Origin of the sequence: Streptomyces sp. NPDC101152, from assembly GCF_044768275.1 — a bacterium.
Lineage (GTDB): Bacteria > Actinomycetota > Actinomycetes > Streptomycetales > Streptomycetaceae > Streptomyces.
The window spans coordinates 111,702-128,243 of sequence record NZ_JBIWPO010000024.1 but is presented as its reverse complement, the minus strand read 5'-3'; the positions used below and the strand labels follow the sequence as shown (position 1 = coordinate 128,243).

Here is a 16,542-nt window from a genome sequence, read left to right as displayed (position 1 = left end):
CAACTCGACCAGCCGCAACAGGCCCTCACTGCTGATAATCGGCGCGTCCATACCCCGTTGTCCATCGCACCCTGCACTGTGACAAGCAGACTGAGTGGGTATGGGCACACGTCAAGCGCAGCCTGGCCAACCTCGCCGTGGTCGCCCTAGACCGGCTCGAAACCCTGGTCCGCAACCGGCTCAAACGACTTCAGTACCGGTCCGCCACCCTCGACGGCTTCACAACGGGCACCGGCCTGACCCTCGATGACCCGGCATCACCCTGACGAACCGATGTCAGTGAACACCGAGGTTAGTAGTTGGCCGCGGAGCTGCGTGATCGGCGCGAGGTCTTCTGGTTCACTCCGTGACGAAGTCGGCCATCATCGCCATGTCCTCGTGCTCAAGGTTGTGGCAGTGCAGCAGAAACCGCCCCGGGTAGTCGGTGAAGCGCGTGACGATCTCCACGGACTCGGCGGGACGCAGATCCACGGTGTCCTTCCAGCCCGCGTCGTACGGTCCGGGCGACCCGCCGTTGCGGGCAGTCACCTGGAAGTGGTTCAGGTGCAGGTGCACGGGGTGGTGGAAGTCGGTAACGAACCGCCAGACCTCGGTGGTGCCGAGGCGGACGGTCGCCAGCGGTCTGCCGGGCGCGTAGGGGCGGCCGTTGATGGTCCATCCTGATCCGCCCCGCCGCTGGAAGTGGAAGGTACGGGTCGCTGCGGCCTGCTCGGCCCGTGGCGCGGGGATCGCCGAGAGCCGGTCCGGTACACGGGAGTCGTCGGCCGGAGGCCGGGCACCGGAGACGTCGAACCGCATGACGACCGCCGTGCCACCGCTGCCCAGGCGGTTGACCAGCCGCACCCGGGTGCCGGGCCGGTAGCGGGCGAAGTCGACGACCACGTCGAAGCGTTCGCCTGGGGTGATGTCCAGGGTGTCGTGCGCGAGCGGCCGCTCCAGCAGGCCCCCGTCGCCGCCTATCTGCACCAGAGCGCCGCCGCCCGGCGGCGCGGGGTCGAGCGCCAGTCGGTAGCGGCGGGCGTTGGAGCCGTTGAGCAGCCGCAGCCGGTAGCGCAGGCGCTGGGTTTCGAGCACAGGCCAGGGCGCCCCGTTGACCAGGATGACGTCGCCCAGGACACCGTCCATGTACGGGTCGGTGACGCCCGCCGTGCGCTGTCCGGCATCGAGCGCCGGGTACTGGAAGGAGCCGTCGGCGGCGAAGGACCGGTCGGCGATCAGCAGCGGGATGTCGCGCTCCCCGGCAGGCAGGGGCAGGGCCTCCTCCTCGTCGTCGTGGACCAGGTGGAACCCGGCGAGCCCGTGCCAGACGTTCGGTCCGGTGAAGCCCATGCGGTGGTCGTGGTACCAGAGGGTCGCGGCCCGCTGCTTCATCGGGTACGTGTACGTGCGCTGCCCGGAGGCGGTGTCCTGCGCGCCGCCGGCCCCGGGCATGCCCGGCATCCTGTCCGTGCCTGCCGTGTTGTTGTGAGGCAGGATCAGCGCGGTCGGGTAGCCGTCGCTGCCGTACGGGGTGTGCCCGCCGTGCAGATGGACCACGGTCGGACGGGGCAGCTCGTTGCGGTGCCGCACCACCGTCCGGCGTCCGGAACGGGACACGATGGTCGGCCCCGGGAACGTCCCGTCATAGGTCCAGGCGTCGGTCTCCAGACCGGGCAGGATCCTCAGCCGCGCCGGCCGCTGGGTGATCTCGTATACGTCCGCCGCGCCGCCCGTGCTGACCGGTGCGAGCACGGACGGCACGGGCAGCGGCACCTCGTACGGCCTCGGCAGCGGGGCCCGGCTGCGCAGCAGCAGCCCCGGCTGACCGTACGTCAGCACCCCTCCCGCCACGGCCCAACCGCCCGCGGTGAGCGCGCCGCCGCCCACGGCCGCCGCTGCGAGGAGTCGGCGCCTGGTGATGCCGCCGGTCATGCGGACCCCTCCTCGGCGGCGGAGCCCTCACTACGCCCGGCGCCCTCGATACGGGGGGACGGGGTCCATGCGGCCGCCGGGCGCCAGGCACGGACCAGCATCAGGAAGGTGCAGGCGATGATTGCCACGCCCAGCGGGACATGGACGGCGAGCACTCGCCCGTACCCCATGGCTATCTGCCCGGCCTCCGCGCCGAAGAGCGCGACGGAAGCCAGGGCCGGCCAGCCCGGTCCGCCGCCCGGCCGCCACAGCAGCAGCGCGGCCGCGGTCTGCGCGACGGCGGTGAGCCCGGTGGCGGAGGCGTTGAGCGCGTGCAGGTCGAGGGCCGCGTAGTGACCGGACAGGAAGCTTCCGGCCAGGACCGCCTGCCCCAGAGCGAGGACGGCCTCGCAGGTCACCACCGTCCGGAAGAGCATCAGGGCCCAGCGCCGCAAGGGAGGACGTCCGTCGTTTGCGGGTGGGGGCGCCGCCTGGACCGGAGGCGAGGCGGGCGCAATCGATTTAGGCATGCTTGAGATAGTGCCACATGGGACTATCTCATGGGAACCAATCTCACCTTGCCCTATGCTGATGCCGATGAACACGCCCGACTCCACCCCGCGCCCACCCGGCTCCGGCAGGGTCCGCGTCGGTCCGCTGCTCCGCCGCGCCCAGCGGCGCGCCGCCCACACCTTCACCGACGCCCTGCGCCCCCTGGGCATCGAGGGCCGTCACTACGGCGTCCTGCTCAACCTGGACCTGCACGGACCGCTCAGCCAGCGCCGGCTCATCGACCTCACCGGCAGCGACAAGTCCTCGATGGTGCGCACCGTCGACGACCTGGAGACCCGCGGCCTGGCCGTACGCCGCCCCTCACCCACCGACCGCCGCGCCTACGCCGTCGAGATCACCGAACAGGGCACGGCCCTGTTCGCCAAGGCGTCCGCCGTCGCCGACGACGTGGCCGCACGGCTCCTCGACCACATGGACGAGGGCGACCAGGACCTGCTGTGCACCCTGCTGGAACGCTTCATCGCGGCCCCAGAAGCCTGACGCAGCGCCAAGCGCGCCGCCGGAAGCACGGTGATGAACCCGCGGGCCGGTGGGGCTTCGCGCCCACGCAGCGGAGCCGCATATCGGTGCGGTCTCCCGGCGCTGACGTCCTGCAGGAGTCAGCCCATCCCCATCCGCATACCTCAAACACCACGGATACAGCCACGACCCGGCCCTATCAGGCACTCCGAGAGAGTTCATCCTGACGAGCCGAAGTCAGTAACTTCGGGGCGCGCGGCGGGCGCGCAAGGCGTTGCTTGCCGTCTCGGCGAGGTTTCTCAACGGTATGGCAGGTGTCCTCGCGCGGGTTCGGCATAAGGGCCGTCTTGATCTCGCCGAACGGCGGATGACGCATCTGTGGGGGAGGCGGGGACGACCTCGACGACGCGCAGGCCGGTGCGGGCGCCGGTACGGGCCTGGAGGGCCGGCGGCGGCGGGGCCGGGGTGCCGGCGACGCCGAGGTAGGCGCGGCGGACCCGGCCCGTGGAAAACAGGGCGGCGATGATCCTGCGGCTGGTGGCGTTCACGGGAATGGCGAGGCCGAGGCCGACGTCGGCGGTGGCGGTGTTGACGCCGACGACAGCGCCGTCGGCCGTGGCCAGGGCTCCGCCGGGGCTGCCGGGGTGCAGGTTGGCGTCGGTCTGGACGACGTCGTCGACGACACGGGTCGCGGTTCCCGGGCTGGTCGGCAGGGAGCGGCCCAGGGCGCTGACCACGCCGGCGGTGACGCTGCCGGCCAGGCCGAGCGGGTTGCCGACCGCCACGACCAGCTGCCCCACCCGCAGCGCGTCGGCCTCGCCCAGACGGACCGGGGGCGGGGTGGGCCCGTCGGCCCGGACCACGGCGAGGTCGGACAGCGGATCGGCGCCGATGACGTGGAAGGGGGTGGTGGTGCCGTCGGCGAAGGATGCCGTACCGGCGTCGGAATGGCCGACGACGTGCGCGTTCGTGAGCAGGAAGCCGTCGTCGGTGAACACCACCGCGCAACCGTGCCGACCACGAAGCGCCCCCGGGAGCGCCGGTGCGCGACGTTGAGGGCGGCCACCTTGGGGGTGAGCTCGGCGGCGACCGAGGTGACGATCCGGGAGTGGGAGTCGAGCGCGGCCTGCTCCTCATGGGAGCGGTCGGGCCCGGAGAGTGTCTCGGCCACGAGTCGACATTTCCGCCGGCCCAGGGGCTTTCCCACGCGCCCCAGGGTTCGGATTACATGCTTACACCCATGCATCCGTGAGCGGTCCGGACTTCGCTGCGGGCTGACACCGGGCCCGGGCGTGACGGGTTCAGCGGGTGTGAGGCCCCTTGACGCCCGCCTCCGCCCGGCTGCGCAGGGTGCCGACCGTCCTCAGCAGGCGGTCGGCCGGGGTGCGTAGCTCGGGGTGGGCGTTGACCGTGTTGCGCAGGCCCCGCACGGGTCGCCGCCACAGCCGGTGGGCGGCCGCGACGGGGTGCGGGCGGCTGGCGAATCCTTCGGCCACCCGCAGTTCGCGCGTCTTGAGCCAGTCCTTGTACTCCTTGTCGCCGCGCCCCAGGTCCAGGAGCGTCACCCCGTTGCGGGCGGCCGCCTCGGCGGTGCGCAGATGCATCATCAGGCCCGGCGAGTAGCGGTGGAGTTCGGGGTCGTAGGCGGTGAACCAGGCGGCGAGGACCGTACGGGATCTCGGCCCGAAATGGGCGGCCACCGGCCGGTCGCCTGCGTAGAGGACGGAGAGCACGCCGGTGAAGTGCTCCTCGCGGACCTGGAAGAGATGGTTGACCAGATCAACGATCCAGGGCCGGGCGAACCGGTCCATCCGCCCGGTTCTGCGGTACTGGGCGGACTTCCACTGCATGAGCCGGCGCAGCATCCGCGGGTCGCGCTCGTCGAACTCGAACCGCACCTCGCCGACATCGCGGCCCAGCCGGCGCTCCTTCTTCAGTGTGGTCTTGGCGTGCCCCGGGTAAGCGCCGCGCAGCCACTGCGCGTAGCCGCTGGGGTCGGGCTTGAGGTCGACCACCGGCGACGCGAAGGTCCCCGTGATGTACCGGCCGAAGGGCTTCTGTTCCGCGACCAGGTGGTCGAACTCGAAGATCGACAGACCGCAGGCCTTCAGCAGCTCCTGGGCGTCCCAGGCGACGCCGGGGCGGTGCACGAGAGCCTGGCAGTCGGACAGACCCAGGCCGATGGCCCTGCCCACGCCCACGGCGTTGCGCTCGAAGGGGAGGAAGCCGACCGGTGTGCCGTTCTCGCGCAGGACGCCGACGCGGGTGCCGGAGCGGTACCTGCCGATGCCGAGGGCGAACTCCGGGGCCAGAAAGGGGTTGGAGTACTCGGGCGACTCGTCCATCGCCCGGTGCCACGCCTCCCGGAGCGATGCGTTCAGCTCGTCGACTCTGTGGACCGTGACATCCACGTCAGATCAACCGCCCTTCCACGGGTTCCGCGAGGAACGTGCCGGCCGCGGCGCAGGCCGGAAGGGCGTGTGACCCCCAGTTGTCGGATCGCATCGGCGACCGCTCCCCCCGTGACGCGCAGTCCGCGTCGTACTTCATTGAGTATCAGCCGATTCCACGCCGTGTACACGCTCGTTCCGCGATTGCCCCCCAAGTTCCGAACTGCCCGGCGAGGATCAAACGTCGCGAAACAGTACGCATGTTGTCAAGACCGCCCACGCCCCGAAAGACGCCTGACACCGGCTCGCAGGTTCCCGTGGCCGGCGACGGTACGCAGGAGGACGTGCGGTCCGCGCCGATATCCGGCCAGATCGGCGCACACCTGAACGCTGCGGTGCCGGTCACGCGGTCAGGACAGGTCCGCGGCCTTCACGCGGGTCAGGACGTCCCGGATCATCTCCGCGCTGATCGACTGAGCCCTCACTTCGCGCTGGGTTCCGCCCTCGGCCCGAAGCCGGGGAGTTCCTGGATCTCGCCGCCCAGCTTCCTGCGGAAGCCCTCCAGCAGCTCCGGCTTGGCGCTGACCACCCAGCGTGTGCCGACCAGGTGCTTGCCGCCATAGCCGGCGGCGGCGTCGAGCCAGGCGAGCTTGTACTTCTCCTCGGGGAACGTGGTGATGACGCGGTCGGCCTGCTTCGTGTGGCACACGCCCTGGCGCAGTTCCTCCGCGTCGACCCGGATCCTGGGCTCGGCGCAGCCGATCAGCCCCGCGATCACCTCCACCTTCGCCGGGGCCACGACTCCGGCCTCGGGTGCGGCCGTCACCGCCGTCCTGCTCCGCTCCGTAGTGTCGTCCCCCTCCCCCGTGCAGGCCGCGGCCAGCGGCAGCAGGGCCAGGCTGCCGGCCAGGGTGGCGCCGCGTACCAGGCGGGCGGTGGGCGGGATGCGTCCTGTGCGTCGTCGCGGTGACTGCAGTGCCACGTGGTTCTCCGTATCCGCCAACCCGAGCTGCTCTGCCCGGGGGTACGGATCAACAGCGGCCGTTGTTCACCGGTCGCGACGACCCGTGTGACGGAAGTGATCGAAAGGCTGTCTTCACGCCGTCGCTGCGTTAGCCTCGTCTTCCCTTCACAGGCGAACTGGTATACGGCGAACATCACTTCGGGGGACTCGTGTCAGAACACCGGCCGGTGCCATTGGACCCGACGCCGGACGAGGCGACCGTGCTGCGGCAGTCCGGCGCCGCGCCCCTGCACCGGGGCGACCCGCGGCGCATCGGCCCCTACGTGCCACTGGCGCTGCTGGGCAGCGGTGGCATGGGGCGGGTCTATCTCGCCCGGGCCGTGGACGGCGATCCCGGTCTGGTCGCGGTGAAGGTGATCAGGCCGGAGTACGCGGACGACCACGGGTTCCGGCGCCGGTTCGAACGCGAGGCCTCGGTGCACGACCTGGTCCGCACGCCGCGCACGCCCAGGCTGTGCGGGACGGGCTTCGCGGACGAACTGCTGTGGATGGCCACCGAGTACCTCCCGGGCCTGGACCTGGCCGACGCCGTACGCGAGGGCGGGGCCCTGCCGACCGTGGCGGTGTGGCGGCTGGTGGCGGAGCTGGGGCACGCGCTCGTCGACCTCTCCGCGGCGGGGATCGTGCACCGCGATCTGAAGCCCTCCAACGTGCTGCTGTCCGTCCGCGGCGCCCATGTGATCGACTTCGGTCTGTCGAAGGCCGTCGACGCGAGCGCCCTCACCGGCACGGGCAACCGGGTGGGCACGCCCGCCTACATGTCGCCCGAGCATCTGCGGACCGGGACGTGCGACACCGCCTCGGACGTGTTCTCCCTCGCCGGGACGCTGGTCTACGCGGCGACCGGGCACGCTCCGTTCGGCGACGGGACCGGCGTCGACGTCATGCACCGGGTCGCCTTCGAGGAGCCGAGCACCGAACTGCTCGGGGAGGTCGCCTCCCGGGACCCGGAACTGGCCGCGCTGCTGTCCGCCTGTCTGGTCAAGGAACCGGAACGGCGGCCCGCGCCCCACGACTTGGTCGAGGCGGCCGCGACGCACGGCGAACCGGCCGACTGGCCCGAGCCGTTGGCCGGCCGGGTGCTCGCCCGGCAAGCGGCGTACGAGGCGCTGTGCCGGCTCCCTGCCGCCCGTTTACGCACGGCGGACGGCCGCGTGCCGGCGCTCCCGCCTCTCCCGGCGGAACAGCCGAACCAGCCGAGCCCGCCTCCCGCTGCCGCGCAGCCGGCGGACTTGCCGGCCTCGCCTTCCCCGGCCGCGCAGCCAAGCTCGCCCGTCCCGCCTCCCCAGAGCGCACAGCCGCACCAGCCGGTCCCACCCCGGCCCGAGTCCGCCGCCGAGCCGGCGGCCGCTCGGGAGACGCGCTTGCGGGCCGCGCACAAGCCGCTGCTGGCCGTCGCGGCGGGTGTCGTGCTCTGTGTGACGGCCGCGGGGATCCTCGCACTCGACCCTGGTCACGGAGATCCGCCGTCGACCCTTCCGGGGTCCGGTACGACGATGGCCGGCACCCTGTCCGGCGGTGCCGTCGCGCCGGTGTCCGGCGCCGCGGCCTCCACGTCCACCTCCGGCAAGAGCGTCGACGGCGGAACGGCGAGGACCGCCGACTCCCCTGGCGCGAAGCAGCCCTCGGCCTCCCACTCGGCGGCCGGCGCGCACCCGGGCGGCCATGCGTCGGCCTCCGCCGGCGCGCCCACCCCGACGGGCCAGGCGACCGGTCCCGTGACCGGCGCGCCCTCCGAACCCGCGACCCCGCCGTGGATCTCCGACTGCACGTACTACAACGGCAACGGCCGCACCAGCGAGGGCGACAGCGGGAAGAAGGTCCTCCAGGCGCAGTGCATGCTGAGCAAGCGCGGATACGACCTGGGCAGCGACGGCGTGGACGGCCGGTTCGGCCAGGCCACCCAGTCCGCCGTCGAAACCTTCCAGAGCAACAAGGGGCTGTCGGTCGACGGAGTCGTCGGCCACGAGACGTGGAGCGCCCTGCGCGCAACCGACTGAGCGCGTGACCCACACCACAAGCGACACGCTGCCGTTTCGATAAGGACGGGACTATGCTGACTCACACGTGAACGAAACGGTTTCGTTCAGAGGAGAGCACGCCATGACCTCCGTACTCGTCGTCCATGACCAGACCCTGCAGCGCCTCGGCCTCCGGATGCTCCTCGCGGCCGAGCCCGACATCACCGTCGTCGGCGAGTCGGCGGACCCGCTCGACGCGGCGCGGCTGAGCGCCGAACTCCAACCGGACGTCGTCGTCATGGGCAGCCGTGTCTCCGACGCGGACGGCATCGACGCCATCCGCAGCATCACCCGCCCGGCGCTGCCCGGCGAACGCCGGCCGCGGGTCCTGGTCCTCACCCCCACCAGCAGCGAGACGCACTCCTACGCCGCCCTGCGCGCCGGAGCGGGGGGCTTCCTGCTGCAGGACGCCACACCCGAGGAACTGGCCGCCGCCGTCCGGGTCGTGGCGACCGGCGACGCCGTCATCACCCCCGGTCTGACCCGGGCCCTCATCGACGCCGTCCGGCAGCAGCCCGTCCGCCGGCTCACCCGGGAGGTGGAACTGCACGCGCTGACCGAACGCGAGCGGGACATCCTCACCGCCGTGGCCTCCGGCTGGTCCAACGCCGAGATCGGCGAGCGCCTTTCCATCGCGCCGACGACCGTCAAGTCGCACGTCAGCCATATCCTCGCGAAGATCGGCGCCCGCGCCCGGGTGCAGGCGGTCGTCTTCGCCTACGAGTCCGGGCTGGTGCAGCCCGCCGCGGCCTGACGCCCCGGACTCAGCCGTGCGAAGAAGGCGGCTGACAGGCCTCGCCCCGACGGCCGGGCGCAATCGGCCGTCGGGGCGAGGAGCGGGTCAGGACTTGACGGGCCTGCCGCGGCCCCAGCCCCAGGCCAGGCGGTCGGCGCCGGACTGGTTGGTGGTCTCCAGCCACGGACGGTCGGTGGGACCGGTCAGCTTCTGCATCGAGTAGATGTCGTCGGTGCGCAGACCCGGCCAGTACACGGAACCCATGCCGAGCTTACGGAAGGTGTCGGTGTCGGCCTGGATGAAGTTGATCGGGTTGCTCGACGGCGTCGGCACGTTGTAGTTCAGGCCCGTCGTCATCTCGGCGCCGAACTCGTCCGCGACCGTGCGGTTCGCGCAGTCCCCGAGGCGCTCCTTGAGGTCGGCCACCCACTGGTCGTAGGTGGCGTAGCTCTTCCAGAAGCCGTAGTGGTGCAGGGAGAGGTAGGTGCCCTTCAGGCGCGGGTCGGCGCAGACCGTGGTGACGTGGTCGTTGTAGCCGGCGCCGCTGACGAAGACGCGGTTGCGCGGGACGGAGGGGTAGGTCGCCAGCCACTTGGCGGCGATGTCGGCCCACTGGGCGTCGGTGTAGCCGTGCGGCTCGTTCATCGGCTCGAAGTAGACGCGCGGGTCGTGCTTGTAGGCCTTGACCACGGTCTTCCACATGGGCCAGAAGGTGGCCTCGTCGTCGATGAAGCCGTCCTTCTGGGCGCCGGTGCCCTCCCAGTAGGACAGGATCACCTTGAAGCCGTGGTCCGAGGCGGCGTCGATGACCGCGCGGTACGACTTCCAGTAGGCGCCGTTGACCGTGTACGGGTTGATGGGCAGCCGGACGGTGTTGGCGCCGAGGTTCGCGCGGAAGGCCGAGATGATCCGGCTCGACTTGACGTACGTCCGGGCGTAGTTGTCCGAGGTCGACAGGCCGGACAGCTGGAGGTAGTCGTCGGCGTAGTTGTCGCGGGGGTCGGCCCAGTTGACTCCCCGGAACTGGCTCGTGCCGGTCGGCGCGGCGGCGGAGGCGGGGCTGCCGGCCAGCATCGCGCCGCTGACGGCGGCGATCGCGACGGCGGCGCCGGTGGCGCGCAGCCGGAAGGCGAGACGGTTTCCGGTGGGGGTCTTGCGCATCGACTTGCCCTTTCGAGAGGTGGCTCGGCGCTCCGCATGTTTACGTAAACATCAGCTGCCCGCGGCTCGCATGTTTACGTAAACTCGGCGGCGCCGGAATCGTGACACCCGCCCCAGCGGCCGTCAAGGTTTCCCACGCGTAACATCCGGTGCACCGTGCATCGGGACGCGGAATAGGGGTCGAAGGAGGCACCAGTGGTGGAACGGGGTGGCTCCGGCGTGCCCGGTGGGCGACGCAAGCAGCGGGTCTCCATGGCCGACGTCGCCAAACTGGCCGGCGTCTCCTCGCAGACGGTCTCGCGGGTCTCCAACGGCCATCCCGGGGTGATCAGTTCGACCCGGGAGCAGGTCCTCGCAGCGATGAGGGAGCTGGGCTACCGGCCCAACAGCGCGGCGCGGGCGCTGCGTTACGGCAGGTTCAACACCATCGGCGTGATCCTGTTCAGCCTCTCCTCGACGGGCAACAGCCGCACGGTGGAGGCGATCGCGACCCACGCGGCGGCCGAGGGGTACGCCATCACCCTGATCCCCATCGACGTCCCGACCCAGGACAACGTGCTGGGCGCCTTCACGCGCATGGGCGAGCTGGCCGTCGACGCCGTCATCGTCATCATGGAGATCCATCTGCTGGACACCGGCACGGTCCAACTGCCGCCCGGGGTGCATGTCGTGGTCGTGGACTCCGACGCCGGTGACCGCTACAGCGTGGTCGACACCGACCAGGCGGACGGCACTCGCAAGGCCGTACGGCACCTGCTCGACCTCGGCCATCGGACCGTGTGGCACGTGACGGGGCCCGAGACGTCCTTCGCCGGGCAGCGGCGGACCCAGGCCTGGCGTGCGGTGCTCGAGGAGGCGGGGTGTCCGGTGCCGCCGCCGCTGCACGGGGACTGGTCGTCGGAGTCGGGCTACGCGGCCGGCCTCCGGCTCGCCGACCGACCCGACTGCACGGCCGTGTTCACCGCCAACGACCAGATGGCCCTGGGGCTGCTGCGCGCCTTCCACGAACGCGGCGTCCGGGTACCCGAGGACATCAGCGTGGTCGGCTTCGACGACATCGCCGACGCCGCGTACTTCGTCCCACCGCTGACCACGGTCCACCAGGACTTCGCCGAGGTGGGCCGGCGCTGTGTGCAGGGGGCGCTGGACCAGATCCGCACCCGCGACGCCCGGCCGGGCACGGATCTGGTCCCCACGAGCCTGGTGATCAGACGCAGCACGGCCCCACCACGCGACTGACCCGGCCCGGAACGGGCCGCGTTCCCGGTGGAGCGGACTGTCACGGGCTCTTGCGGCCCACCCCCGCGTACACCCAGTACTCCGAGGGGTTGTCCGGGATCTCGTCGGTCGGGTCCGGGCGCCACAGGGGTACGTGGACCAGGCCCGGGTCCACCAGGTCGAAGCCGGTGAAGAGACCGAGGATCTCGTCGTGGGAGCGGGCGGTGACCGGGGAGGTGGCCCGCGCGCGGTACAGCCGGCCCACCGCGGCCGCCGTGTCCGGGCGGTCCTCGTTCGTGGCGTGGGACAGGGCCAGCCAGCTGCCGTCGGGCAGGGCGTCCCGGAAGGCGGCGATGATGCCGGCCGGGTCCTCCTCGGGCGTGATGAAGTGCAGGATGGCCACCGTCAGTACGGCGACAGGCTGGTCGAAGTCGATCAGCTTGCGCAGCAGGGGGGAGGCGAGGACCTCGGCCGGCCGGCGGATGTCGGCGTCGACGATGTCCGCGTCCGGGTTGCCGGACAGCAGGGAGGCGCTGTGGGCGACGGCCACCGGGTCCCTGTCCACGTAGACGACTCTGGCGCCGGGACTGGCGGCCTGTGCCACCTCGTGGACGTTGCCCTGGGTGGGGATGCCGGAGCCGAGGTCGATGAACTGCCGTACCCCGGACTCGACCAGGAACCGCACGGCCCGGCCGAGGAAGGCCCGGTTGGCCCGGGCCAGGGTGCGCACCTGGGGGTCGATGGCGGTGAAGGCGGCAACCGCCTCGCGGTCGATGGCGAAGTTGTGCTGACCGCCGAGCATGGCGTCGTACATGCGCGCCACGCTGGCCTTGTCGGGTTCGGTTCCGGGTTCTTGACCTGCGTTGTCGGGCATCACAACATACCTCCCCGTAATGGATCTTGACGGACCATCATATAGTTGCGCATGACGCACGGCGCCCCCGTTGACCTGCCGCGCGGCCGGATCCCCCACCCCGGAAAGGCACGACCCTGCGGAACGAACCGCGCAGCCGTACCGACGACATACCCACCGCCCGGCCGGTCTCCCGCCGTTCGGTCTTCTCCCCCGCCGCCGACGTCATCGGCGCCGACCTCGATCTGCGGCTCACCGGCAGCCAGTTGGCGCACGCGCTGGCGCCCGGGGTCTGCGACGCGGCCTCGGTCTACCTGCTGGAGCGCTGGCGCCGCGGGGAGAACGCGACCCTCACCGCGGACCCGCCGCGGATCGAGGCGCACCGGCTCGCCCTGCGGGTGGGGACGGACTCGCGCGAGGACTGGGAGGCCGTGCTGCCCGTCGGCGAGGTGACCGTCTTCCCGCGCGGCACCCCGCAGGCCCGTGCCCTGGCCTCCGGGCAGGCGCAGTTGCTCGACGCGGTCGACACGCTGACCTCGCAGCGGCTGACCGCCTCCGCAAACGGCGACGCGCGCGTCCACGACCTGCTGACGGTGACGTCCTTCCTGATCGTGCCGCTGCGGCTGCGGGGGGCGACGATCGGCTTCGTGGTCTGCAGCCGCGGTCCCAAGCGGGAAACGTTCCTGCCCGCGGACGTGGCGGCCGTGGAGGCACTGGCCGCGCGGGCCTCGGTCGCGCTGGACAACGCGCGCCGCTACGAGCACGAGCGGCGCACCACCCTGGCCATCCGCGACAGCCTGCCCGCGGGCCCGCTGCACGAGTTCGAGGGCTGCCGGGTCACCCACGGCTCGCTCTCCGCCGGACCCGACACGGTGATCGGCGGAGACTGGTACGACGTCCTGCGGCGGCCGGACGGACGGGTCAGCCTGATCGTCGGGGACGCCATGGGCCACGGCCCGGAGTCCGCCGTGGCGATGCTCCAACTGCGCACCGCCGTACGGACCTTGGCGGCGCTGGACATCCCGGCGGCCGAGCTCGTGCAGCGGCTCGACGCGCTCGCCTGCGAGACGCCGGGCGCCTCCTTCGCGACCTGCATCTACGCCGAGTGGGACGCGCGCCGACGCGTCTGCACCCTGGTGGGCGCCGGGCACCCTCCCCCACTGCTGCGGGGCCCCGACGGGCGCAGCACCCCGGTCCCGCTCGTCGGCGCGGGCCTGCCCCTCGGTCTCGGCACCGATCACTACGAACCGACCGTGCTCGATGTGCCGGAACCGGCCCTGCTGGTGCTCTACAGCGACGGCCTGGTCGAGTCCCGCGACGCCGACATCGACCAAGAGATCGCCCGCCTCGCGAGCAGGCTGGACGCGGCCGCCGACGCCCCCGCGGCCCCGGACGCGCTCCCCGCGCTGTGCCGGCACCTCCTGCACTCCCCCTCCGACACGACGGGCGCGGACGACCGCACCCTCCTGCTCGCCGAACTGACACCCGCACGGGACCAGCCCCCCGGTCCGAGGGCCTGAGGACACCCGGACCCCCGTGCCGGGCGCCCTCAGGCCGTCAGAGTCGCCCACACGGCGTTGCCGCCGGTGAGTCTGGAGCGGTCGACCCCCCAGGTGTCCGCGAGCTGGTCGACCAGGAGCAGTCCGCGACCGCCCTCGTCGTCGGGACCCGGCGCGCAGCGCGGCAGACCGCGGCCCGAGTAGTCGTGGTCGTGCACCTCGAGCCGCAGACAGCCCTCGGAGACGAGCCCGACGCCGCACAGGACGCGCGCGCTGAGCGTGTGCCGGACGGCGTTGGTGACGAGTTCGGACACCAGCAGCACGGCGTCCGCGCACAGCTCGCCCGGCAGCAGCCAGCCGGTCATCCGGGCGTTCAGCGAGCGACGGGCCACGCGCACGCTGGAGCGGTGCGAGGGCAGCTCGATCCAGTGCGACTGCTCGGGATCGGCGACGTCTAACAACTGGGGGGAGGAAGTCGCGTGGGGGGACACGGTGGTGGCCTTCCATGGGGCGGGCACGGTCGGGCGAACCGAGGCGAGCAACAGGCCGACGGGGGACGGAGAGTTCCATGTGACCGTCATAACGCGTCACACAACTCACTATGCTCGCATCCAAGTTCAACATGCAACCGGCTGCCTGATAATTTCAAGAAGCCGGTATCCGTCTGGTCGCCTCAACAAGTCGCTGTCAGACTCGCACCGGTGACCGACCTTCAGGAGGTAGGGGCGTGAACGAAGGCCGTTCGAGTGCGGCGGGCACCAGCAGTGCGCCCACCGTTCTGCGCATGATCCTGGGCCGGCGGCTGCAGGAGCGGCGTCAGGGCGCGGGTGTGTCGCTGGACGACGCGGCACGGGCCCTGCGGGTCACGTCCCTCACCATCCGCCGCCTGGAGAAGGCCGAGGTCGCCCTCAAGCCGCTGTACGTCGAGAAGCTGCTGGAGACCTACGGGGCCGACCGGCAGGAGATCGACGAGTTCGTCGACTACGCCGAGCGTGCCAACGAACCCGGCTGGTGGCACACCTACCGTGACGTCCTGCCGACCTGGTTCAGCGCCTACGTGAGCCTGGAGACCGGCGCGAAGACGCTGCGCGCGTACGAGCCGCACTACGTGACCGGGCTGCTGCAGACGCGCCGGTACGCGCGCGGCGTGCTGGGCGGCGGCTTCCCGAACGACGGCGACGAGGAACTCGAGCGGCGGGTGGACCTGCGGCTGCGCCGCCAGAGCCTGCTGGAGAGACCGGACGCGCCCACCCTGTGGGTGGTGCTGGAGGAGGCCGTGCTGCACCGGGTGGTCGGCGGCCCCGAGGTGATGCGGGAGCAGATCGACCGGCTCCTGGAGGTCTCGGAGCTGGATCACGTCAGCGTCGACGTCGTCCCGTTCACCGCGGGCGCCCACGTCGGCGCGTGCGCCCCCTACACCTACTTCCGTTTCGAGGAGCCCGAGCTTCCGGACGTCGTCTACACCGAACTCCTCACCGGTGCCGTGTACCTGGACCAGCGCTCCGACGTGGTCGCCCATCTCGAGGCGCACAACCGCATGTCCCTGCTGACCTCGGACGCGCACAGCAGGGCACTCCTGAACCGCATGCGCAAGGAGTACTCATGACCACCATCGACGACCGTGCCTGCGACGTCTACAACGGCATGCCCGCCACCGACCTCGGTGAGCACGGCTGGGAGTCTCCCTGGAGCGGCCCCAACGGGGGCCAGTGCGTGCAGACGAAGCAGCTCGCCGACGGACGGGTGGCGCTGCGGCAGTCGACCGATCCGGCCGGTCCCGCACTGATCTACACCCCCGAGGAGATCGCCGCGTTCGTCGCGGGGGTCAAACGGGGCCTCGCCGACCACCTGACCACTGGCTGACCTCCCCCTCGCACCCCCCTCTGAAAGGTTCAGGATGACCAACTCGCCCGCGGCGCGGGACATCGACACCAGCAGGCCGCACTCCGCCCGCATGTACGACTACTATCTGGGCGGCAAGGACCACTTCGACATCGACAAGCAGGCCGCGGAAACCGTCGCCGCGGCCTACCCGGGCATCTTCGTCTGCGCCCGGGAGAACCGTGCGTTCATGCACCGGGCCACCCGCGTCCTCGCCCAGGAGCACGGCATCCGCCAGTGGCTGGACATCGGCACCGGTATCCCCACCGAGCCGAACCTGCACCAGGTCGCCCAGTCCGTGGTCCCGGACGCGCGAGTGGTGTACGCCGACAACGACCCGCTGGTGCTGAAGTACGCCGAGCGCCTGATGCGCAGCACGCCGCAGGGCCGCACCACGTACATAGAGGCGGACGTCAACGACCCGCAGGCGCTGATCAACGCTCCCGAACTGGCCGAGGTGCTGGACCTGGACCAGCCGGTCGCCCTCTCCCTCAACGCCCTGATGCACTTCGTCACGGACGCCCAGGACCCGTACGGCATCGTGAACCGCCTGCTGGACGTGTTCCCTTCGGGCAGCGCGCTGGCCCTGAGCCACTGCACGCCCGACTTCGACCCGGACACCTGGCAGAAGGTCACCGACATCTACACGGGCGCGGGCACACCGGTGCAGTTCCGCTCGAAGGACGCTGTCACCCGTTTCTTCGACGGGCTCGACCTGCTCGACCCCGGTGTGACCGTCGGCCACCGCTGGCGCCCGGACGCCGAGCCGACGGCCTCGGACGCCGAGGTCAGCCTGTGGACCGGGGTGGGCATCAAGCCGTAACCCCCCGGCACGAC

General features: G+C 71.5%; 15 protein-coding genes and 2 pseudogenes. 9 read left to right on the top strand and 8 right to left on the bottom strand.

Annotated elements, in window-relative coordinates; translation table 11 throughout:
• Positions 1 to 92: 92 nt before the first annotated feature.
• Positions 93 to 266 (top strand): annotated as a pseudogene (locus ACIRVK_RS27645) (IS630 family transposase); the annotation flags it as partial.
• 73 nt (positions 267 to 339) lie between these two features.
• Here the strand turns inward: ACIRVK_RS27645 and ACIRVK_RS27640 are convergent.
• Complete coding sequence (locus tag ACIRVK_RS27640; protein ID WP_404251615.1) at positions 340 to 1,911, bottom strand: multicopper oxidase family protein; 1,572 nt, start codon at positions 1,909 to 1,911, stop codon at positions 340 to 342.
• On the bottom strand, positions 1,908 to 2,345 hold the full coding sequence (locus ACIRVK_RS27635; RefSeq protein ID WP_404251613.1) for a hypothetical protein: 438 nt from the start codon (positions 2,343 to 2,345) through the stop codon (positions 1,908 to 1,910). The genes ACIRVK_RS27640 and ACIRVK_RS27635 overlap by 4 nt, the downstream gene beginning before the upstream one ends.
• 142 nt (positions 2,346 to 2,487) lie before the next feature.
• On the opposite strand from ACIRVK_RS27635, the gene ACIRVK_RS27630 reads away from it, so the two are divergent.
• The gene (locus tag ACIRVK_RS27630) at positions 2,488 to 2,943 is read left to right on the top strand and encodes a MarR family winged helix-turn-helix transcriptional regulator (RefSeq protein WP_404251611.1); all 456 of its coding nucleotides are present in this window, start codon (positions 2,488 to 2,490) and stop codon (positions 2,941 to 2,943) included.
• Positions 2,944 to 3,221: 278 nt separating this feature from the next.
• On the opposite strand, the pseudogene ACIRVK_RS27625 reads toward ACIRVK_RS27630, so the two are convergent.
• The 3 genes and pseudogenes from ACIRVK_RS27625 to ACIRVK_RS27615 form a co-directional block, all read right to left on the bottom strand.
• Positions 3,222 to 3,932, bottom strand: a pseudogene (locus tag ACIRVK_RS27625) (S1C family serine protease); the annotation flags it as partial.
• A gap of 291 nt (positions 3,933 to 4,223) precedes the next feature.
• Positions 4,224 to 5,333 (bottom strand): GNAT family N-acetyltransferase, encoded by a 1,110-nt coding sequence (locus tag ACIRVK_RS27620; protein WP_404251609.1) that lies wholly within the window; start codon positions 5,331 to 5,333, stop codon positions 4,224 to 4,226.
• A gap of 460 nt (positions 5,334 to 5,793) precedes the next feature.
• Positions 5,794 to 6,294, bottom strand: a complete 501-nt coding sequence (locus ACIRVK_RS27615) for a hypothetical protein (protein ID WP_404251607.1) — start codon at positions 6,292 to 6,294, stop codon at positions 5,794 to 5,796.
• A 209-nt stretch (positions 6,295 to 6,503) separates the two neighbouring features.
• Between ACIRVK_RS27615 and ACIRVK_RS27610 the strand changes: the two genes are divergently transcribed.
• Positions 6,504 to 8,336, top strand: coding sequence for a protein kinase (locus ACIRVK_RS27610; RefSeq protein WP_404251605.1), 1,833 nt, complete (start codon positions 6,504 to 6,506; stop codon positions 8,334 to 8,336).
• A gap of 103 nt (positions 8,337 to 8,439) precedes the next feature.
• Positions 8,440 to 9,111, top strand: a complete 672-nt coding sequence (locus ACIRVK_RS27605) for a LuxR C-terminal-related transcriptional regulator (RefSeq protein ID WP_404251603.1) — start codon at positions 8,440 to 8,442, stop codon at positions 9,109 to 9,111.
• Positions 9,112 to 9,198: 87 nt separating this feature from the next.
• Here the strand turns inward: ACIRVK_RS27605 and ACIRVK_RS27600 are convergent, their stop codons facing one another.
• Positions 9,199 to 10,254 (bottom strand): glycoside hydrolase family 5 protein, encoded by a 1,056-nt coding sequence (locus tag ACIRVK_RS27600; RefSeq protein ID WP_404251601.1) that lies wholly within the window; start codon positions 10,252 to 10,254, stop codon positions 9,199 to 9,201.
• A gap of 195 nt (positions 10,255 to 10,449) precedes the next feature.
• Between ACIRVK_RS27600 and ACIRVK_RS27595 the strand changes: the two genes are divergently transcribed.
• Positions 10,450 to 11,493, top strand: a complete 1,044-nt coding sequence (locus tag ACIRVK_RS27595; RefSeq protein ID WP_404251599.1) for a LacI family DNA-binding transcriptional regulator — start codon at positions 10,450 to 10,452, stop codon at positions 11,491 to 11,493.
• 40 nt (positions 11,494 to 11,533) lie between these two features.
• Here the strand turns inward: ACIRVK_RS27595 and ACIRVK_RS27590 are convergent, their stop codons facing one another.
• Complete coding sequence (locus ACIRVK_RS27590) at positions 11,534 to 12,346, bottom strand: SAM-dependent methyltransferase (protein WP_404251597.1); 813 nt, start codon at positions 12,344 to 12,346, stop codon at positions 11,534 to 11,536.
• A gap of 245 nt (positions 12,347 to 12,591) precedes the next feature.
• On the opposite strand from ACIRVK_RS27590, the gene ACIRVK_RS27585 reads away from it, so the two are divergent.
• Positions 12,592 to 13,845 (top strand): PP2C family protein-serine/threonine phosphatase, encoded by a 1,254-nt coding sequence (locus tag ACIRVK_RS27585; RefSeq protein ID WP_404251595.1) that lies wholly within the window; start codon positions 12,592 to 12,594, stop codon positions 13,843 to 13,845.
• A gap of 29 nt (positions 13,846 to 13,874) precedes the next feature.
• Here the strand turns inward: ACIRVK_RS27585 and ACIRVK_RS27580 are convergent, their stop codons facing one another.
• Entirely contained in the window at positions 13,875 to 14,315 is a 441-nt protein-coding gene (locus ACIRVK_RS27580) for an ATP-binding protein (RefSeq protein WP_404251593.1), read from the bottom strand.
• A 236-nt stretch (positions 14,316 to 14,551) separates the two neighbouring features.
• On the opposite strand from ACIRVK_RS27580, the gene ACIRVK_RS27575 reads away from it, so the two are divergent.
• From ACIRVK_RS27575 to ACIRVK_RS27565, 3 genes are read left to right on the top strand one after another with little or no spacing between them, the layout of a single operon-like run.
• Entirely contained in the window at positions 14,552 to 15,430 is an 879-nt protein-coding gene (locus ACIRVK_RS27575) for a helix-turn-helix domain-containing protein (protein ID WP_404251591.1), read from the top strand.
• On the top strand, positions 15,427 to 15,687 hold the full coding sequence (locus ACIRVK_RS27570; protein ID WP_404251589.1) for a DUF397 domain-containing protein: 261 nt from the start codon (positions 15,427 to 15,429) through the stop codon (positions 15,685 to 15,687). Before ACIRVK_RS27575 ends, ACIRVK_RS27570 begins: the two co-directional genes overlap by 4 nt.
• A gap of 34 nt (positions 15,688 to 15,721) precedes the next feature.
• On the top strand, positions 15,722 to 16,528 hold the full coding sequence (locus tag ACIRVK_RS27565; RefSeq protein WP_404251587.1) for an SAM-dependent methyltransferase: 807 nt from the start codon (positions 15,722 to 15,724) through the stop codon (positions 16,526 to 16,528).
• Positions 16,529 to 16,542 lie beyond the last annotated feature (14 nt).

Coding starts and splice junctions, on each gene's coding strand:
- ACIRVK_RS27640 (WP_404251615.1), bottom strand. CDS start 1,911: ATGACCGGCGGCATCACCAGGCGCCGACTCCTCGCAGCGGCGGCCGTG.
- ACIRVK_RS27630 (WP_404251611.1), top strand. CDS start 2,488: ATGAACACGCCCGACTCCACCCCGCGCCCACCCGGCTCCGGCAGGGTC.
- ACIRVK_RS27605 (WP_404251603.1), top strand. CDS start 8,440: ATGACCTCCGTACTCGTCGTCCATGACCAGACCCTGCAGCGCCTCGGC.
- ACIRVK_RS27600 (WP_404251601.1), bottom strand. CDS start 10,254: ATGCGCAAGACCCCCACCGGAAACCGTCTCGCCTTCCGGCTGCGCGCC.
- ACIRVK_RS27590 (WP_404251597.1), bottom strand. CDS start 12,346: ATGCCCGACAACGCAGGTCAAGAACCCGGAACCGAACCCGACAAGGCC.
- ACIRVK_RS27570 (WP_404251589.1), top strand. CDS start 15,427: ATGACCACCATCGACGACCGTGCCTGCGACGTCTACAACGGCATGCCC.
- ACIRVK_RS27565 (WP_404251587.1), top strand. CDS start 15,722: ATGACCAACTCGCCCGCGGCGCGGGACATCGACACCAGCAGGCCGCAC.